This window comes from Oribacterium sp., from assembly GCF_057249185.1.
This window is the reverse complement of sequence record NZ_DBHIGR010000034.1, coordinates 1-15,669: the sequence shown is the minus strand read 5'-3', so window position 1 is coordinate 15,669 and position 15,669 is coordinate 1. Positions and strand designations below refer to the sequence as shown.

Below are 15,669 nucleotides of genomic sequence, written 5' to 3'. Positions count from 1 at the left end.
TCATAAGGGCTCCTATGGAAAATGTCTGATTCTTGCAGGAGCGGAGGGAATGGCCGGAGCGGCTTATTTTGCGGCTTTATCCGCTTATCGATCCGGTACTGGGCTTGTGAAGCTCTGTAGTGCAAAGGAAAATTTGGGGATTTTACAGACCTTGATTCCGGAGGCTATTATTCTTTCTTTTTCGAAGGAGAAGGAGCATTTTAAAGAAGTGGAAAATGCAATAGAATGGGCGGATTTTCTGCTCTTTGGTCCGGGAATGGGTACAGGGGAAGAGGCAAAAGAGCTATTGCGCTTAGTTTTGGAAAAGGGAAGAGTCCCTTTGCTGATTGATGCGGACGGGCTTAATCTTCTTTCAAGGGATTCCGCCTTACAAGCTTTGGCAAAAGCCTATGGAAGGAAGTCTCTTTTATTTCTAACTCCTCATCTTATGGAGTTTTCCAGACTTTCGGGAAAAAGCCTTACAGAAATCGAAAATCAAGGAGGAAAAATTGCAAAATCCTTTGGAAAAGAGTACCATTGTATCTTGCTGTTAAAGTCTCACGATACCATGGTGATTTCTCCGGAGGGGGAACTGGTTTATCACAGGAAGAAAAGCTGTGCCGCCCTAAGTAAGGGAGGCTCCGGGGATGTGTTTGCCGGAAGTTTGGCCGGGATTTATCTGATTTTAGAGGAAGAATCTAAGCGAAAAGAGAAAGTCGGTTTGTCTCAGGAGATGATGCCTTTAAAGAATTCCGATAAAGAAAAAGAAGATAAGACCGCAAAGCAAATCCGGCAAGGCTGTATAGCGGCTATTTTGTCTTGTGAGGCGCAGATTTTATCAGGAGAACTGGCCGCCAAGGAATGGGGTGAGCACGGCGTCCTGGCCGGAAACATTGCCAATGCCATGGGGAAGGCTCTGGAACTTTTGGAAGAGCAGGGATGTTCGATAGACTAAGGCTAAAAAGCTAAGACATTTGCCAAAGAGTAAATCAGGGAATCTGTCAAGCTAAAACGAATTAAAGAAGACAGATCAAAGAAGACAGATCAAAGAAGACGGTAAAAGAAGGTAAGCGAAGAAATGTGTTTGGGAAGAGAAAGCTATGGCAGAACCTATGCGGTAGTGGAGTTAAGTTATTTACAGGATAATATCAAAGCAGTGAAATCCCATCTTCGGGAGGGGATGCAGTTTTGCGCCGTAGTGAAAATGGATGCCTATGGCCATGGAATCGTGGAGGTGGCCAGAGCTGTAGAGGAGGAATGTTCTCTCTTTGGGGTAGCCACCATTGAAGAAGGAATTATATTACGAAAGGGCGGAATCACCACACCCATATTGATTTTGGGGGTGGTTCCCAAGGGGCAGTACAGAAGTCTTTGGCACTATGACATTATGCCCTCTCTGTTCACCAGGGAGCAGGGAGAAGCGCTCTCCACTATTGCCAAGAAGGAAGGGAAGAGCCTACCCTGCCATTTGGCTTTGGACACCGGAATGGGAAGAATCGGCATTCAGGTAGAGAAAGAGGACGCTGTAGAATTGGGACTGGAGCTTTTCTCTTTGAGCGGAATTGAAATCTGCGGTATTTTTTCTCATTTTGCTTGCTGTGACGAAAGGGATAAGTCTTATACGGAGATGCAGGAAAGGCGTTTTGCGGACTATCTTAAGGCTTTAGAGGAGAGAGGAATCAAGCTTCCCCTCTGTCACCTTTCCAACTCTGCGGGAATTTTAGAGGGACGGGGAGTGCAGTACGATATGGTGCGGGACGGCATTGCGATGTATGGGCTTTATCCCTCCAAGGACATGCAAAGAAAGCTATCCTTGAAACAGGTTCTCTCCTGGAAGGCCAAAATCAGTCATATTAAAGAAGTTCCGGCAGGAGAAGCCATTTCCTACGGCGCTAGCTTTATCGTAAAGGAACCCATGCAGGTGGCAACGGTTCCGGTGGGATACGGAGACGGTTATCCGAGAGTCCTTTCCAATAAAGCAAAGGTCTTGGTGGGAGGAAAACCATGCCCCATTCTTGGCAGAGTTTGTATGGATCAGTTTATGGTTGATGTGAGCCATACAGAGGCGGAAATCTTTCAGGAAGTCACTCTTCTGGGACAGGAGGGAGAGGAAGAGATTTCTCTTTATGATTGGGAGGAATGGGGCGTTTTTTCCTATGAATTCCTCTGCAACCTGGGAAATCGAGTGCCGAGAGTTTACAAAATGAAGGGAAAATGGGTGGGAACCTATGATCCCCTGTCTTCCTTGCATATCGAGGAGTATCAGGAGGAAGAAGGCTAAATCCGGAAATAAGCCTATTAAGCTACTATGCGGATGGAGTCATAACCGGAACAAAATGTTCTAAAAAAATTCAGAGACCCCGAGGCAAAGAAGTGGCTCGCTTTGTGGAACGACTTGTTTTTTGGAAAAAAACTTGCATAGAAGGGGAAGACTGGATAATATAGAAAAATATTATAGAAAGTAGGAGATAAGCATGTCAGGACATTCAAAATACTCAAACATTAAAGCAAAGAAAGAGAAAAATGATGCCGCAAAGGGAAAGATTTTTACCATTATCGGTCATGAAATCGCCTTAGCCGTAAAGCAGGGAGGAACGGATCCTGCCAGCAACTCCAAGCTAAAGGACGTTATTGCCAAGGCAAAGGCTAACAATATGCCCAACGATACCATTCAGAACGGTATTAAGCGTGCAGCAGGTGCTCTGGACACGGTAAACTTTGAAGAGTTGCAGTACGAGGGCTATGGGGTAAACGGTGTAGCCATTATTGTTAAGGTATTGACCGACAATAAGAACCGTTCTGCAGCGGATGTTCGTTCCGCCTTCACAAAGGGAAAGGGAAGCCTGGGAAGCCAGGGCTCCGTATCCTTCCTTTTTGAGGAAAAGGGACAGATTATTCTGGATAAGGAAGAAATGGAAGACTTAGGCCACGATGCGGAAGCCTTGATGGATATGGCGATTATGGCCGGTGCCGAGGATTTACTGGAAAGAGATGATTACTATGAGATTCTCACTGACCCCACCGAGTTTTCCTCCGTACGAGAAAAGCTGGAGCAGGAGAACCTGCCTATGGCGGAAGCCGACGTGGTTATGATTCCGGGAAATACCGTTTCCGTAACCGACGAAGAAGCGGTGAAGAATTTAAGAAAGACTCTGGATCTTTTGGACGCATCCGATGATGTACAGAATGTCTATACGAATTGGGAAGAAGAATAGGTCTGACTTTCTGGCAAAGGGCAGAAGAAAAAGAGAATATAGAGCTGGAAACAAATTTCTATTTCATACAGAATAGGTCTGGAATGGGGGCAATCTGAGCCCGCCGGTACTTGCGAAAAACGAAGGAACTGAAGTTTTTCGCTTAGTATCCGCTGCAGGGCGAGGTTTTAGCGGGAGCGTGCCCCAATTCCAGACCTATACTGTTATGAAATGCTTAAAATTCATCTTCTCTTTTTCTTCCTCTACACTTTACCAGGGGAAGTCTTTAATCTCTTCTAATTTCAGTTTTGGGCTTACCAGAATGGAATAGTTCTGATGATAAATCACAAAGCCGGGGGCGGCTCCGGGAACCTTCTTTAGGTTCTTCTTCTGGGTATAATCCACCTCCACCTTTTGGCTGCTGCCTTCCGAAGAGAAGTAGGCGGCCAGCTCTGCGGCTTCTTCAAAGAGTCGATCGGGAAGCTCTTCCAAATCCTTTCCCTCTGTTTTAGCAATCACATGGGAGCCGGGAATATTTTTTCCATGGAACCAAAAGTCTTTTCCCTCTGCAATCTGGAAGCTGAGAATTTCATTTTGCTGGTTATTTTTTCCCACATAGAGAAGATAGCCGTCTGAAGAACGGAAAAGTCTCGGCTTGGACTGGTCTTCCTTTCGCTGTTTTTTCTTCTTTCCGCTGACTTTTTTGATAAAGCCGAAGTCTCCCATTTCTGCCCTTATGGCATCCAGATCCCCTGCACTTTCCGCAAGCTGAATACTGTTCATAATGGACTGGAGGTGGTAGAGCGTTTTTTTGCTTTCCGCTACCTGCTCTAAAAGATTCTGCTCCGTCCTCTTGGCCTTATCATATTTTTCAAAATACTTCTTGGCATTTTCCATAGGAGAAAGAGTAGGATCCAAGGGGATTTTTTCTTCCTTTCCCGTGTAGTAATTTTCGCACTGGAGCTCTTTCTCGCCTCCTGTAAGGCTATAGCCGTAGGTGGTTAAGAGTTCTCCGTAGATTCTGAATTTATCCTTTTTCTCCGTGTCCTTTAACTGCTTTTCCTGTAATGCCAGCTTTTTATTACAGCGCTCCAAGAGGGTATGGCATTGCTTCTTTAAGTCTGTGGATTTTTGCCGGACTCTGTCGTCCCTTTCCTTATTTCCGTAGTATTGAAGGAGGAGGGCAGAGGGGGAAGCAATGTATTCTTCGGAAAATGCCGGATTACCCTTGTATTGTTGGACGGGGAGAGCGGAAAAATCAAAGGCCTTTTCCCCTTCATACAAAATGACCGGATGAAAATCCTTTTCCTGAATCGTTTTCCGAAAGGCCAAAATGGCTTCCTTAACTTGCATCCCTTCCTCCGAAGATAAGGTATTGGAGATTTTATCGATAGGGAGACCGGCATCAAGACAAAGCTCTCTTGCCAACAAAGGGCTAAGTCCGGAAAAGCTTTGGAAGAGAGTTTCCCATAAGGGGAGGGAATCTTTCTCCAAGAGAGTATCCAGTTCCTCAATAGGAAAGGATAAAATATTTTCCTTATGGAAGGCATCCGGAATGAAATATTCCCTTCCGGGAAGCACTTCTCTTACAGAGGACTGGCTCAGGGAAATTCTCTTTATGGCATCTAAAATCGTATAATCCTCTTTCAGTAAAATGATGTTGGAATACTTCCCCATGATTTCTACAGCCAAATGCTTAATGCCTACATCCCCCAGCTCATCTCTATGGGAAATATCCAAAAAGAGCACTCGCTCCAGCCCTTCCTCCGTAAGCTTTAGAGAAGCCTGTCGAATGCTTTGAATGATGCCGTTTCCGATATGCTTCCGAAGGGACATACAAAAGCTGGGGGCGGTGATCGGCGCGGTTTTTCCTTCATTTGCCAAATATAGAAGGGGGAAGGAGGGGTTGGCAGAGAGGTGGAGAATCTCCGTGTTCTTTTCCTTCTTAATAAAAAGCTGTAACTCATCCTTTTCACTTTGGATAATTTTGGAAATCTTTCCGCCTAAAATACGCTCCTGAAATTCCGCAATGCACGCTGCAAGATACAATCCGTCAAATGCCATGAAAACCGTCCTTTTCCACTTGAAATAGTAAATCCACCTTGCTATCATACTGGAATACCGGCCTGTAAGTTTGGTGGTTTATGTGTAAATAGAATTGCCAAAAGGAAAGTTCTTTATCCTTTCCGGCTATGGCTTTTCCTTTGTTTTTGTAGGAAAAGCTACAAAGAGGATAAAGTAAAGGCATGAAAAATGCAAGAGAGGGGGCTTTATGAGTATCAAAAGTATGACAGGATTCGGCCGCTGCGTGGGAGAGAAGGATTGCTCCGGTATCACAGTGGAAATCAAGTCGGTTAATTCCCGTTTTTTAGACCTGTCCATGCGCCTGCCCCGGACTATGCAGCATCTGGAAATGAAGTGTAGAGAATGGGTGAAGGAAAGAATTTCCAGAGGAAAGGTAGAAATCTTTGTTTCCCTGGAGGACAGCACGGAAAAAAAGAAGAAGCTTGTCCTTAGGGAAGATTTATTGGATGCCTATGTGGAAAGCATTAAAAAAGTAGCCGAAAAATATTCTCTTCCTTATAAACTGGATGCCAAGGAGCTGGTGTTCTTCCCGGAAGTGGCTCAGATTGTGGAAGGAGAGGAAGAAGATCGGGAGGAAGCTCTTTTCCTGGCTATGGAGCTGGCAATGACAGAGTTTCAAAAGGCCAGGGAGAAGGAAGGAAGCAATTTAAAAAGGGATATTCTTTTAAAGCTTTCGGAAATGCAGGAAGGCATTGAGTTTATTAAAGGAAAAGAAGGGGATATTCAAAGAGCCTACGGGGAGCGTCTTCGGAAGAAGATGGAGGAGCTTCTCTCCGGAAGAGAGGTGGAGGAAGGAAGAATTTTGCAGGAAGTGGCGATTTTTGCCGATAAGGTGAGCACGGATGAGGAAATCACAAGACTGCAAAGTCATATCCAAAGAATGGCGAAGCTTTTAGAGGAAGAGAATCCAATAGGAAGAGATCTGGATTTCCTTTTGCAGGAGATGAATCGGGAAAGCAATACCATTTTGTCCAAGGCCAATGATTTATCCGTATCCGAGAAGGCTTTAAAACTGAAAAATCATATCGAAAAGATTCGAGAGCAGGTACAGAATATAGAATAAGGGAAGCAGGAAATAAGAATGGAAAAGCATAAAGAAAAGGGAATTTTGGTGGTGGTTTCCGGGTTCTCCGGAGCAGGGAAGGGAACGATTATGAAGAATCTGACCCAAAAGTATGACAACTATGCCCTGTCCATTTCCGCAACAACAAGAGCGCCAAGGCCGGGAGAGGAAGAGGGAAAATCCTACTTCTTCGTCAGCAAGGATCGCTTTGAAGAGATGATTGACCGGGATGAGCTGGTGGAATACGCCAAGTATGTGGACAATTATTATGGAACCCCCAGAAAGTTTGTGGAGGATTGCCTCAATGAAGGAAAGGATGTCATTCTGGAGATAGAGATTCAGGGCGCCTTGAAGATTAAGAAAAAGTTCCCCGACAGCCTTTTGATTTTTATGGCACCGCCTTCCGCAGAGGAGCTTAGAGCCAGATTGATCGGCAGAAACACCGAGGATGAGGAAACGGTTAATAAACGCTTAAGTCGTGCTATTGTAGAGGCGGAAGGCGTGGAGGCCTATGACTATATTCTTGTGAATGCAGATATTGACACATGCACGGAAAAACTGCATAATTTAATCCGTGCCTCTCATGATCGGGCAGAGGTACATTTGGATCTGATTGAAGAAATCAGAAAGGACTTAAGGAGGATAGAAGATGCTACGTCCAACGTATAATGATTTAATAGAATCTATGAACCGCAATAGAGAAGAGGGGGAATTGGAAGTACAGTCTCGCTATTCCGTAGTAATTGCCAGTGCGAAGAGAGCCAGACAGCTGATTGACGGAGAGGAGCCTTTGATTAAGGGAGAAGAGGGAAAGAAGCCTCTTTCCATGGCGATTGAAGAGATTTCCCGTAACCTTGTCAACGTGGAAAAGGGCTTGGATTATGAGGATGAGCCTATTATTATTCCGGAGAAGGAAGAGTACTCTCGTTATGCCATCGATGATGATTTAGACGATGATGAGGATGTAGAGGAAGATCCGGAAGAAAAGGACGAAGAGGAAGACTACTCCGAAATGGATGAGGAAGAGGAAGACTTCGGAGAAGACGATTATCAGTCTGATAGTGAGGCCTAATGAAGCTTTATCTGGAGAGCTTAGGCTGTGATAAAAATAGAGTAGACGCGGAGAAGCTGCTTTTTGAGCTGTTAGAGAAATATCCCGGTTCCTCCGTTACCGATGAGCCAAGTGAGGCGGAGATTGCCATTGTGAATACCTGCTCCTTTATCGGTCCTGCCAAGGAAGAAAGTATTCAGTGTATTCTGGATTTGGCGCAATACAAGGAAACGGGAAAGCTGGAGAAGCTTATTGTGGCAGGTTGTCTTGTGGAGCGCTACAAGGATGAGATTCGGAAAGAGCTTCCGGAGATTGATGAAATTACTTCCGTAAAGGATTATGTGAAGAGACTGGACCATCAGATGGCCAGGGTAGAAAGCGGAGAGAAGTACAGTCGCTACTTAAAAATTGCGGAGGGCTGCGATAAATATTGCAGCTACTGCATTATTCCAAGGCTTCGCGGCCATTATCGTTCCATTCCCAAAGAGCTGGTCTTGGAAGAAGCAAGAGCTTTGGTTTCGGAAGGGGCCGGGGAGCTGATTTTGGTTGCCCAGGAGACCACTCTTTACGGTACGGATCTTTATAAAAAGAAGGCTTTAGCTGAACTTTTGGCGGAGCTTTCCGAGATTCCGAATCTTCAGTGGATTCGGATTTTGTACTGCTATCCGGAGGAAATAGAACCGGAGCTGATTCAGGAAATGAAGAGAAATCCGAAGGTATGTCATTATCTGGATCTTCCTATACAGCATGCTTCCGACAGGATTTTAAAGAGGATGAACCGTAGAACCAGAAAGGAAGAGCTGAAAGAAAAGATCGCTCTTTTAAGAAAGGAAATGCCGGATATTGCCTTGCGTACCACGATTATTACCGGCTTTCCGGGAGAGACGGAAGAGGATTTCCAAGAGGTTTTGGACTTTATTTCGGAAATGCGTTTTGATCGTCTGGGAGCCTTCCCATATTCTCAGGAAGAGGGAACCAAGGCTGCGGAGATGGAGGATCAGATTCCGGAAAAGCTGAAAAATCAAAGACTTTCTCAGATTATGGAGCTGCAGCAGAACATTGCTTTCCGCAAGGCGGAGGAGCAGAAAGGAAGAAAGCTGAAGGTTTTGGTTTGCGGCTATGATGAGGAGGAACAAAGAGTGCTTTGCCGTTCCTATATGGATGCTCCGGATGTGGACAGCTATCTCTATGTTTTCGGAGAGAAAAAGGAAGTGGGAAGCTTCCTATATGCGAAGGTAGTAGATACGGAAGGCTATGATTTGATAGGAGAATGGTGTGAATCTGCCGAATAAATTAACGCTGTTACGAGGAATTCTGGTTCCTTTCTTTGTGTTTTTTATCCTTTTAGAGGGTGGAAACAATCTTCTTTACCGCTATATCGGTTTGGGAATTTTCTGCTTTGCCTCCTTTACGGATTTTTTAGATGGCTATCTGGCCAGAAAGAATCATTTGGTAACCAATTTTGGAAAATTCATGGATCCTTTGGCGGACAAGCTTCTGGTATGCTCTGCCTTAATTTGCTTGATTCCCCTGGGAGAGCTGCCGGCTTGGTATGTGGTCATTTTAATTGGAAGAGAGTTTGTGATTTCCGGTTTTCGATTGGTTGCGGCAGATCATAATATCGTTATTGCCGCATCCATCTTTGGAAAAGCGAAAACAGCCAGTCAAATGGTTATGATTATTCTGCTTCTTTTACAGATTCCTGCTTTGGCTTTTGTAAATCGGATTTTTATTGTTTTATCTTTAGTGCTCACCATTCTTTCCTTGGTGGACTATGTATATAAAAATCACAGGGTGATTTCAGAGGGAGGCTTTTAATGGGAGATAAAAAAGAAAAGAAGGTTTTAGTGTATAATAGTGAGGCGCCCATTGAAGAACAGGTGGTTTCTCTACTGAAAGGTTTAAAGAAAACCATCACCACCGCCGAAAGTATAACAGGCGGCATGATTTCCGCCGCTATTACTTCCGTAGAGGGAGCTTCCGAGTGTTTTAAGGTTGGCTATGTCAGTTATTCCAACAAAGCAAAAAGGAAGTTGCTTTCCGTTAAGAAGGAGTTATTACGAAAGGAAGGAGCAGTTTCCTCCTCTGTAGCAAAGGAAATGGCTATTGGGGCTATGATGGAATCCGAGGCGGATTTGGCGGTTGCCGTAACCGGCAATGCAGGTCCTACTGCCTTGGAGGATAAAGAAATCGGTTTGGTTTACATTGCGGTTTGTGCCGGAGGAAAGACAAAGGTAGAAGAGTATCATTTTACGGGAACTCGAAAAGAAATCCGGGAACAATGCTGTAACACCGCATTGGTGATGGTAAGAAACTATCTTTTGGAAAAAATGACTTAATATGCGTTTTTCAAAATCTTTACAGTTTGGTGAAAGAGCCAAGAACTACATTCCCTATTTGATGGAGAATTTAAGAGAGGGACATACGGTTCCCATGTGCTATTTAATCTACTCCGGCTTGGGAAATAACCTATATGAATTTTATGGGGCTCCCCATTGGTCCTTGCCCACATTTCCCAGGAAAGAGGAAGAAATCCTTGGGGTGGCTTATGGCTATAAAGATGCCCTGTTGCTGGTGTCCGGGATGACCCGGCAAGCATTGGAGGAAGAAAGGAAATGCTCCTTGTCTTAGGGATTCTAAAATGGATATTGCTGATTATTCTTATCCTATTTTTGCTCCTTCTTTTCTTGCTTCTTCTGCTCTTGCTTCTTCCCTTTCGTTATGAAATCTTCGGGGAGAAGGAAAGAGAGGAGAAATTACCAAGGGGAAGAGGGAAAATTACTTATCCCGGTTTAAAAATTTCCGGAAGCTTTCAAGAGGGAAAATTAGAATATAAGGGAAAGTTTTTGTTTTTTACTCTTTTTGAGAGCGACAAGGAAGAGAATTCTGAAAAGAACGAAGACGCTTCTCGAAATGTAGAAGGTTCGGGACAAGAAGCAGAACTCGAAGAGGAAGAAAATTGATGAAGGCTATGGAGAAAATCCTTTCCATCCCTAAGAAGACCATACGGAAAGGGAAGGAAATAAAAAAGAAAATCCGGATGCTTACCCAGGAAGAAACAAAGGAAATGCTTGTCCTTGTTTTTCGTCAGATTCTCTATCTTCTTCATCATGCCAGAATCAGAAATTGGAAGGGGGAGCTTTATCTTTCCATGGAGGATCCCTACATTTTGGGACAGGTTTTGCAGGGAATAGCAATTTTATCCCCATTCCTCGGAGATTCCCTGCATGTTTATCCGGAATTTGATGACTCCTATTACTACGGAGAGCTTAAGGCAAAGGGAAAGTTTCGTTTGATCCATATCGTTATCGTGGCTGTTCGTCTTCTTCGGAACAGGAAGTTCCGAGAATTGCTTTTTAAGGGAGGAAATGATGGCAAATCATAATACACAAGAATTACTGAACGCCCTGTTTCAAGGCTTGGATGGTTTTGTCCAGTCGAAAACCGTGGTGGGAGAGCCCATTGTTGTGGGAAACACTACCCTGATTCCTCTGATGGAAGTAAGCTGCGGAATGGCCAGCGGTGCCTTTATGAAGGAGAATCAGAAAAAGGGGGATGGAGGAGCGGGAGCCATGAGCTCCAAAATCACTCCTGCGGCTATGCTGATTATTCAAGATGGCAGAACAAAGCTCATTCGTGTGAAGAACGAGGATGCTTTTTCCAAGATTATTGATATGATTCCCGAGGCGATTGATAAGATTACCGGAGGAAGTCGGGTAACAAAGTCTGCGGAAGATTTGGCGGAAGAAAATCTGGAAAGTTTAAAGCGGAAAACAGACACAAAAGCCAAGGAGAAGCTTTCCAAGGAGAGTTCTGCTACAGTGATAGATTTGCCGGAGGATGAAGATATCGAAGAAATCGATCTGGTGGATATTGATTTGACAGAGTAAAAGGGTGAATAAAGGATAACTTCCATTAGTTTTTGGAAAAAAGTAAGAAAGCCCTTGCAAGAAACTATTCTTTTTGCTATTATATTTTAGTCGCTGTTTTGCGGTGGAACTTTTAAAAGAGGGAGGTGCAATCATGGCTAAGTGTGCTATTTGTGAGAAGGCAGTGCATTTCGGCAATCAGGTAAGCCATTCACATAGAAGATCTAATAAGATGTGGAAAGCAAATGTGAAATCGGTTAGAGTTAAGGTAGATGGCGGTACAAAGAAGATGTACGTATGTACTTCCTGCCTACGTTCCGGAAAAGTAGAACGTGCTGTATCCGGCGTAGCTGAATAAGATTTTAGAAAAGGTATTGTGAAAGCAATATCTTTTTTTATGCCTAAAATTCAAAAGTGCATTTGTCTTGCAAGGAAGATTGGAAAGATTATGGAGCAATCACTTTCTCTAGCTTCTCTTAAAATGCAATATTTTTTAAATACTTAAGAAAGAATTATGTTTTATCCCTAAGATTCCCTACTACTTATAGGGTAAAAAGAAAGAGAATCGAAATACTTTAAAGGAGAAAGCTATGGTTCAATGCAAAAATTTAACGAAAAAATACGGATCCAAGGTTGCTCTTAGGGATGCCACCTTACATATTTATCCGGGAAATATTTATGCTCTTTTGGGGCCAAACGGTTCCGGAAAAACTACCTTCATGAAGATTCTTGGGGATTTAACCAAGCAGAGCAGTGGAGAAGTATTGTTTGAAGGAAAGCCTTTAAGCATTCAAAGTAGAAAAGACATTGCCTATCTGCCTACAGAGAGTCAGGCCTATCCCTTTATGACAGTGGGAGACTACGGAAAATATCATAAAAGCTTTTTTCCGGATTTTCAGGAGGAAGAGTACAAGAGAATGCTGGAGGAGATGGATATTTCCCTAAAGCTTCCCTTTAAGGCCTTATCCACAGGTATGGATAAGAAGGCAAGAATTGCGGCAACCCTTGCCCGAAATGCGAAGCTGGTGCTTTTGGATGAGCCCTTTAACGGAGTGGATCTTCTGGCCAGAGAAGAAATCGAAAAGATGATTTTAGAAAAGAAGCGAGAGAACAGTACCATCCTTCTTTCCAGCCACTTGGTGGAAGAGGTGGAGGACTATATTCAATTTGCCATTTTCTTCCATCAGGGAAGAATTCTTTCCGTAGAACAGCTTGAGAGGATGCAGGAAAATAAGGGACAGAATCTTACAGAACGTTACAGAAGTCTTTTGGGAAAAAAGAAGGAGGGCTAAATGCTGACATTAATACAATATGAAATGAAAAAAACCGCCTTTATGAAGATTCTTTGCGGCTTTGCCCTTTTTATCTCCCAGGCCTTTGTGATGCTGGGGACGGCAACGGATAATTTCGTTGTGGCCGGTCTTGGTGCAGGTTTGCTGATTTTCTTCAGTTTTCTGGTGATTTTCATTCTGGGCTTATCCAGCATGGCCAGTCTAAGCAAGGATCTAAATACTACCCAGGGCTATTTGCTTTTTATGCTGCCAAAACACAGTGCCTACTTCCTCTTAGCAAAGATTGTTGAAAGCTTGGTCAGTACTTTTTTGGCAGGAGTAGTAATTGTACTGATTTTTAGTTTTAATGTAGCTTACTTTGGCATTGATATGGATACCTATAAGGATTTTTTTGAAATGTTTTGGAATCTAGTTTTGAGCGGAAAGGGTTTTGGAGAGTTAAGTCTTTATGTGATTCGTTTCCTTGCCACTGCAGCGGCTTTTTGGGTTTTTCTTTCCACTATGGCAATTTTATGTGTTACGGTACAGGCCAGTATGTTTAAAGGAAAGGCATTGGCCTTGGTAGTCAGCATTATTGCCTTCTTTTGCCTCTTTTTATATCTGTTCAGCGCTTTGCCGGAGCTTGCCTCCACAATATCCTGGGAGTACAAAGATCCGATTTTTTACGGGATGATTGTAGCCTTATCTGCCGGATTTTTTGCACTATCTTCTTATCTTTTAGAGAAGCAAAGGAATTTTTAAAAGGGGAATAGGGAAGATTCTGTCAGTAGATCAAAAAGAAAAGAGACATATCATTCATCCTGAACAACAATAGATTTCCTTTTCAGAATAAGGGAAATGGAGTATACTATACAAAATTCTCATTACAGCAAGCTTGTTCTTAGGGCATAGGAGCATTTGCTTAAGGGAAAAAATATAATGACTAAGAATAGACAGAAGATAGGGATTGGAGGAAAGACAATGAAAGGAAAAATCTCCTCTCATTACGGTGAGGTACAAATCTCCGAAGAAGTCGTTGCAAGCTACGCAGGAAATGCAGCAGTTTCTTGCTTTGGTATTGTTGGAATGGCTGCAGTTCCCATTTCCGGAAAGGGACTGGCAAAGCTTTTGAAGCAGGAAAGCTATCACAAGGGCATTTCTGTGGAAATCCAGGGAAATGAAATCAGTCTGGACTTCCATGTGATTGTGGCTTATGGCGTGAGCATTCAGGCTGTGGCTGAAAACCTGATGGAAAGTGTAAGATACAGAATTTCACAGTTTACAGGAATGAAAGTTAAACGAATCAATGTATATGTAGAAGGGGTTCGGGTAATCGATTAAGTTTCAAAGAAATAGGAGGAATTTACCTGTGGGTAAAGTACTAAGTGCAAGGGATTTGCAGAAGGCTTTCTTAGCCGGGGCAAATCAGCTGAATGCAAAGAAGGATTTGATTAATGAGTTAAATGTCTTCCCGGTTCCGGACGGAGATACAGGAACCAATATGACCATGACAATCCTTTCCGCAGCAAAGGAAGTGGCAAAGATTGAGGGAGGAAGCTTAAAGGAGATTTGTAAGGCGATGTCCAGCGGATCTCTTCGTGGAGCCAGAGGAAACTCCGGCGTTATCCTTTCTCAGTTGATTCGTGGATTTACGAAGGAATTATTGGAAGTAAAGGAAGCTGACAGCATTGTTTTGGCGAAGGCCTTCCAAAGAGCTGTGGAAACAGCCTATAAGGCGGTAATGAAGCCGAAGGAAGGAACCATTTTAACCGTTGCCAAGGGGATGGCGGATAAGATTATGGAGCTGTCTTTAACAGAAGAGGATATTTTGCCTCTTTTGGAAAAGGTAGTGGCCTACGGAGATGAGGTTTTAAAGAAAACTCCGGAAATGCTTCCTGTTTTGAAAGAGGCAGGAGTGGTGGATTCCGGTGGAGCCGGTTTAATGTGTGTACTGGAAGGGGCTTTACGTTCCTTAAAGGGCGAAAAGATTGAACTGGATTTGGAATTTAAGGAAGATTCCGGCGTTTCCGCATTAACGGGAGAGAGAAAGAGCAGAGGAGAGATTTCCACTGCGGACATTCGTTTCGGGTATTGTACGGAATTTATGGTTAATGGTGACCACCCCTTCTCTGATGAAGAGGTGGAGAAGCTTAGAGACTACCTTTCCGGTATCGGTGATTCTATCGTTTGTTTCTCCGATGAGGATTTGATTAAGGTTCATGTACATACCAATCATCCGGGAGATGCCTTTGAGAAGGGCCTTACTCTGGGATACCTTTCCAAAATGAAGGTAGACAATATGCGTCTTGAACATCATGAGGTGTTGATTGAGGATGCTTCCCGTATTGCCGCCATGGAAAAGCTGGAGGAACAGCCTAAGGAAGCAGGAACTTCCAAGGAGTCTAAATCGGCAGAGGAAAAGGACTTCGGCTTTGTGGCAGTATGTTCCGGTGACGGGCTGAGAGATATTTTCTTAGACCTTGGGGTGGATCAGGTGGTTTCCGGGGGACAGAGTATGAACCCTTCCACCGAGGACTTGTGTGCAGCGGTAGAGAAGATTCATGCCAAGCATGTCTTTATTTTACCGAATAACAAGAACATTTTACTGGCTGCTCAGCAGGTGAAGGATATCTTGGAGGATCGTTCCGTATCCGTAGTGCCCAGTAAGACCATTCCCCAGGGAATTTCCGCAATGATTTCCTTCCAGCCGGAGGGAACGGTGGAGGAGAATCAGGAGGGCATGGAGGACAGCTTATCCATGGTTTCTTCCGGAGAAATTACCTATGCGGTTCGAGATACCAGCATTGACGGAAGAGAAATCCATAAGGGAGACATCCTGTTTTTGGGAGATCAGGGATTACTTTCCGCTGAAAAAAGCATTTCCTTGGCTATGAAGGAAGGCTTGGAGAAGATGGGAGAGGGAGAAATCCTGAGTCTTTACTATGGAGAGGGCGTTACGGAAGAAGAGGCTAAGGCCTTGGAGAAGGAGATTTTGGAGTATATGCCGAATCTGGAGGTGGAGGTTCATGCCGGCGGACAGGCAGTGTACTATTATCTTCTTTCCCTAGAGTAAGAGTCGTTTTTACAGAAATGTAGTCGATATTTAAACAAGCTTATTAATTCAGGGCAACCAAGCTTTTTGCGTTATAGCTTTGCA

Annotated in this window: 19 protein-coding genes; 18 read left to right on the top strand and 1 reads right to left on the bottom strand. The window is 43.8% G+C overall.

The window, feature by feature from the left end:
- The 3 genes from ACO4PX_RS03415 to ACO4PX_RS03405 form a co-directional block, all read left to right on the top strand.
- Positions 1-934: NAD(P)H-hydrate dehydratase (locus ACO4PX_RS03415; RefSeq protein ID WP_485571438.1), on the top strand; the 934-nt coding region annotated here is incomplete at its 5' end.
- Between the two features lie 123 nt (positions 935-1,057).
- Positions 1,058-2,260, top strand: coding sequence for an alanine racemase (gene alr, locus ACO4PX_RS03410; RefSeq protein WP_485571436.1), 1,203 nt, complete (start codon positions 1,058-1,060; stop codon positions 2,258-2,260).
- 193 nt (positions 2,261-2,453) lie between these two features.
- The gene (locus ACO4PX_RS03405; protein ID WP_485571434.1) at positions 2,454-3,194 is read left to right on the top strand and encodes a YebC/PmpR family DNA-binding transcriptional regulator; all 741 of its coding nucleotides are present in this window, start codon (positions 2,454-2,456) and stop codon (positions 3,192-3,194) included.
- Between the two features lie 249 nt (positions 3,195-3,443).
- On the opposite strand, the gene ACO4PX_RS03400 is transcribed toward ACO4PX_RS03405, so the two are convergent.
- Positions 3,444-5,237 carry an Rqc2 family fibronectin-binding protein gene (locus ACO4PX_RS03400; protein WP_485571432.1) on the bottom strand — a complete coding sequence of 598 codons (1,794 nt, stop codon included), beginning with the start codon at positions 5,235-5,237 and terminating at the stop codon, positions 3,444-3,446.
- Positions 5,238-5,445: 208 nt separating this feature from the next.
- Here ACO4PX_RS03400 and ACO4PX_RS03395 point away from each other — a divergent pair, with 208 nt between their 5' ends.
- The 15 genes from ACO4PX_RS03395 (at position 5,446) to ACO4PX_RS03325 (ending at position 15,585) form a co-directional block, all read left to right on the top strand.
- Positions 5,446-6,321 (top strand): YicC/YloC family endoribonuclease, encoded by an 876-nt coding sequence (locus tag ACO4PX_RS03395; protein ID WP_472449707.1) that lies wholly within the window; start codon positions 5,446-5,448, stop codon positions 6,319-6,321.
- 18 nt (positions 6,322-6,339) lie between these two features.
- Entirely contained in the window at positions 6,340-6,990 is a 651-nt protein-coding gene (gmk, locus tag ACO4PX_RS03390; RefSeq protein WP_472449705.1) for a guanylate kinase, read from the top strand.
- The gene (gene rpoZ / locus ACO4PX_RS03385; RefSeq protein ID WP_472449703.1) at positions 6,971-7,393 is read left to right on the top strand and encodes a DNA-directed RNA polymerase subunit omega; all 423 of its coding nucleotides are present in this window, start codon (positions 6,971-6,973) and stop codon (positions 7,391-7,393) included. Before gmk ends, rpoZ begins: the two co-directional genes overlap by 20 nt.
- Entirely contained in the window at positions 7,393-8,664 is a 1,272-nt protein-coding gene (rimO, locus tag ACO4PX_RS03380; RefSeq protein WP_485571429.1) for a 30S ribosomal protein S12 methylthiotransferase RimO, read from the top strand. The genes rpoZ and rimO overlap by 1 nt, the downstream gene beginning before the upstream one ends.
- Entirely contained in the window at positions 8,648-9,190 is a 543-nt protein-coding gene (gene pgsA / locus ACO4PX_RS03375) for a CDP-diacylglycerol--glycerol-3-phosphate 3-phosphatidyltransferase (protein WP_485564474.1), read from the top strand. The genes rimO and pgsA overlap by 17 nt, the downstream gene beginning before the upstream one ends.
- A complete protein-coding gene (locus ACO4PX_RS03370; RefSeq protein WP_007156417.1) occupies positions 9,190-9,711 on the top strand; it encodes a CinA family protein in 522 nt (173 codons plus the stop codon). The genes pgsA and ACO4PX_RS03370 overlap by 1 nt, the downstream gene beginning before the upstream one ends.
- Before the next feature lies 1 nt (position 9,712).
- On the top strand, positions 9,713-10,003 hold the full coding sequence (locus ACO4PX_RS03365) for a hypothetical protein (protein WP_304071331.1): 291 nt from the start codon (positions 9,713-9,715) through the stop codon (positions 10,001-10,003).
- Positions 9,988-10,335, top strand: coding sequence for a hypothetical protein (locus ACO4PX_RS03360; protein WP_485571427.1), 348 nt, complete (start codon positions 9,988-9,990; stop codon positions 10,333-10,335). The genes ACO4PX_RS03365 and ACO4PX_RS03360 overlap by 16 nt, the downstream gene beginning before the upstream one ends.
- The gene (locus ACO4PX_RS03355) at positions 10,335-10,757 is read left to right on the top strand and encodes a hypothetical protein (protein ID WP_485571425.1); all 423 of its coding nucleotides are present in this window, start codon (positions 10,335-10,337) and stop codon (positions 10,755-10,757) included. The genes ACO4PX_RS03360 and ACO4PX_RS03355 overlap by 1 nt, the downstream gene beginning before the upstream one ends.
- On the top strand, positions 10,744-11,262 hold the full coding sequence (locus ACO4PX_RS03350; RefSeq protein WP_485571423.1) for a GerW family sporulation protein: 519 nt from the start codon (positions 10,744-10,746) through the stop codon (positions 11,260-11,262). Before ACO4PX_RS03355 ends, ACO4PX_RS03350 begins: the two co-directional genes overlap by 14 nt.
- 133 nt (positions 11,263-11,395) lie before the next feature.
- The gene (rpmB, locus tag ACO4PX_RS03345; RefSeq protein ID WP_040648381.1) at positions 11,396-11,599 is read left to right on the top strand and encodes a 50S ribosomal protein L28; all 204 of its coding nucleotides are present in this window, start codon (positions 11,396-11,398) and stop codon (positions 11,597-11,599) included.
- Positions 11,600-11,831: 232 nt separating this feature from the next.
- Entirely contained in the window at positions 11,832-12,533 is a 702-nt protein-coding gene (locus ACO4PX_RS03340) for an ABC transporter ATP-binding protein (protein ID WP_308579909.1), read from the top strand.
- Positions 12,534-13,274 (top strand): hypothetical protein, encoded by a 741-nt coding sequence (locus ACO4PX_RS03335; protein ID WP_485571421.1) that lies wholly within the window; start codon positions 12,534-12,536, stop codon positions 13,272-13,274.
- A gap of 219 nt (positions 13,275-13,493) precedes the next feature.
- Complete coding sequence (locus ACO4PX_RS03330; RefSeq protein WP_040648588.1) at positions 13,494-13,853, top strand: Asp23/Gls24 family envelope stress response protein; 360 nt, start codon at positions 13,494-13,496, stop codon at positions 13,851-13,853.
- Between the two features lie 28 nt (positions 13,854-13,881).
- Positions 13,882-15,585: a DAK2 domain-containing protein gene (locus ACO4PX_RS03325; RefSeq protein WP_485571419.1), complete on the top strand. Its 1,704-nt coding sequence runs from the start codon at positions 13,882-13,884 to the stop codon at positions 15,583-15,585.
- The last annotated feature ends 84 nt before the right edge of the window (positions 15,586-15,669 follow it).

Bases quoted from the DNA above. Each gene is read 5' to 3' on its own strand.
- alr (WP_485571436.1), top strand. From the start codon at position 1,058: ATGTGTTTGGGAAGAGAAAGCTATGGCAGAACCTATGCGGTAGTGGAG.
- ACO4PX_RS03405 (WP_485571434.1), top strand. From the start codon at position 2,454: ATGTCAGGACATTCAAAATACTCAAACATTAAAGCAAAGAAAGAGAAA.
- ACO4PX_RS03400 (WP_485571432.1), bottom strand. From the start codon at position 5,237: ATGGCATTTGACGGATTGTATCTTGCAGCGTGCATTGCGGAATTTCAG.
- ACO4PX_RS03395 (WP_472449707.1), top strand. From the start codon at position 5,446: ATGAGTATCAAAAGTATGACAGGATTCGGCCGCTGCGTGGGAGAGAAG.
- gmk (WP_472449705.1), top strand. From the start codon at position 6,340: ATGGAAAAGCATAAAGAAAAGGGAATTTTGGTGGTGGTTTCCGGGTTC.
- rpoZ (WP_472449703.1), top strand. From the start codon at position 6,971: ATGCTACGTCCAACGTATAATGATTTAATAGAATCTATGAACCGCAAT.
- rimO (WP_485571429.1), top strand. From the start codon at position 7,393: ATGAAGCTTTATCTGGAGAGCTTAGGCTGTGATAAAAATAGAGTAGAC.
- ACO4PX_RS03370 (WP_007156417.1), top strand. From the start codon at position 9,190: ATGGGAGATAAAAAAGAAAAGAAGGTTTTAGTGTATAATAGTGAGGCG.
- ACO4PX_RS03365 (WP_304071331.1), top strand. From the start codon at position 9,713: ATGCGTTTTTCAAAATCTTTACAGTTTGGTGAAAGAGCCAAGAACTAC.
- ACO4PX_RS03360 (WP_485571427.1), top strand. From the start codon at position 9,988: ATGCTCCTTGTCTTAGGGATTCTAAAATGGATATTGCTGATTATTCTT.
- ACO4PX_RS03355 (WP_485571425.1), top strand. From the start codon at position 10,335: ATGAAGGCTATGGAGAAAATCCTTTCCATCCCTAAGAAGACCATACGG.
- ACO4PX_RS03350 (WP_485571423.1), top strand. From the start codon at position 10,744: ATGGCAAATCATAATACACAAGAATTACTGAACGCCCTGTTTCAAGGC.
- rpmB (WP_040648381.1), top strand. From the start codon at position 11,396: ATGGCTAAGTGTGCTATTTGTGAGAAGGCAGTGCATTTCGGCAATCAG.
- ACO4PX_RS03340 (WP_308579909.1), top strand. From the start codon at position 11,832: ATGGTTCAATGCAAAAATTTAACGAAAAAATACGGATCCAAGGTTGCT.
- ACO4PX_RS03335 (WP_485571421.1), top strand. From the start codon at position 12,534: ATGCTGACATTAATACAATATGAAATGAAAAAAACCGCCTTTATGAAG.
- ACO4PX_RS03330 (WP_040648588.1), top strand. From the start codon at position 13,494: ATGAAAGGAAAAATCTCCTCTCATTACGGTGAGGTACAAATCTCCGAA.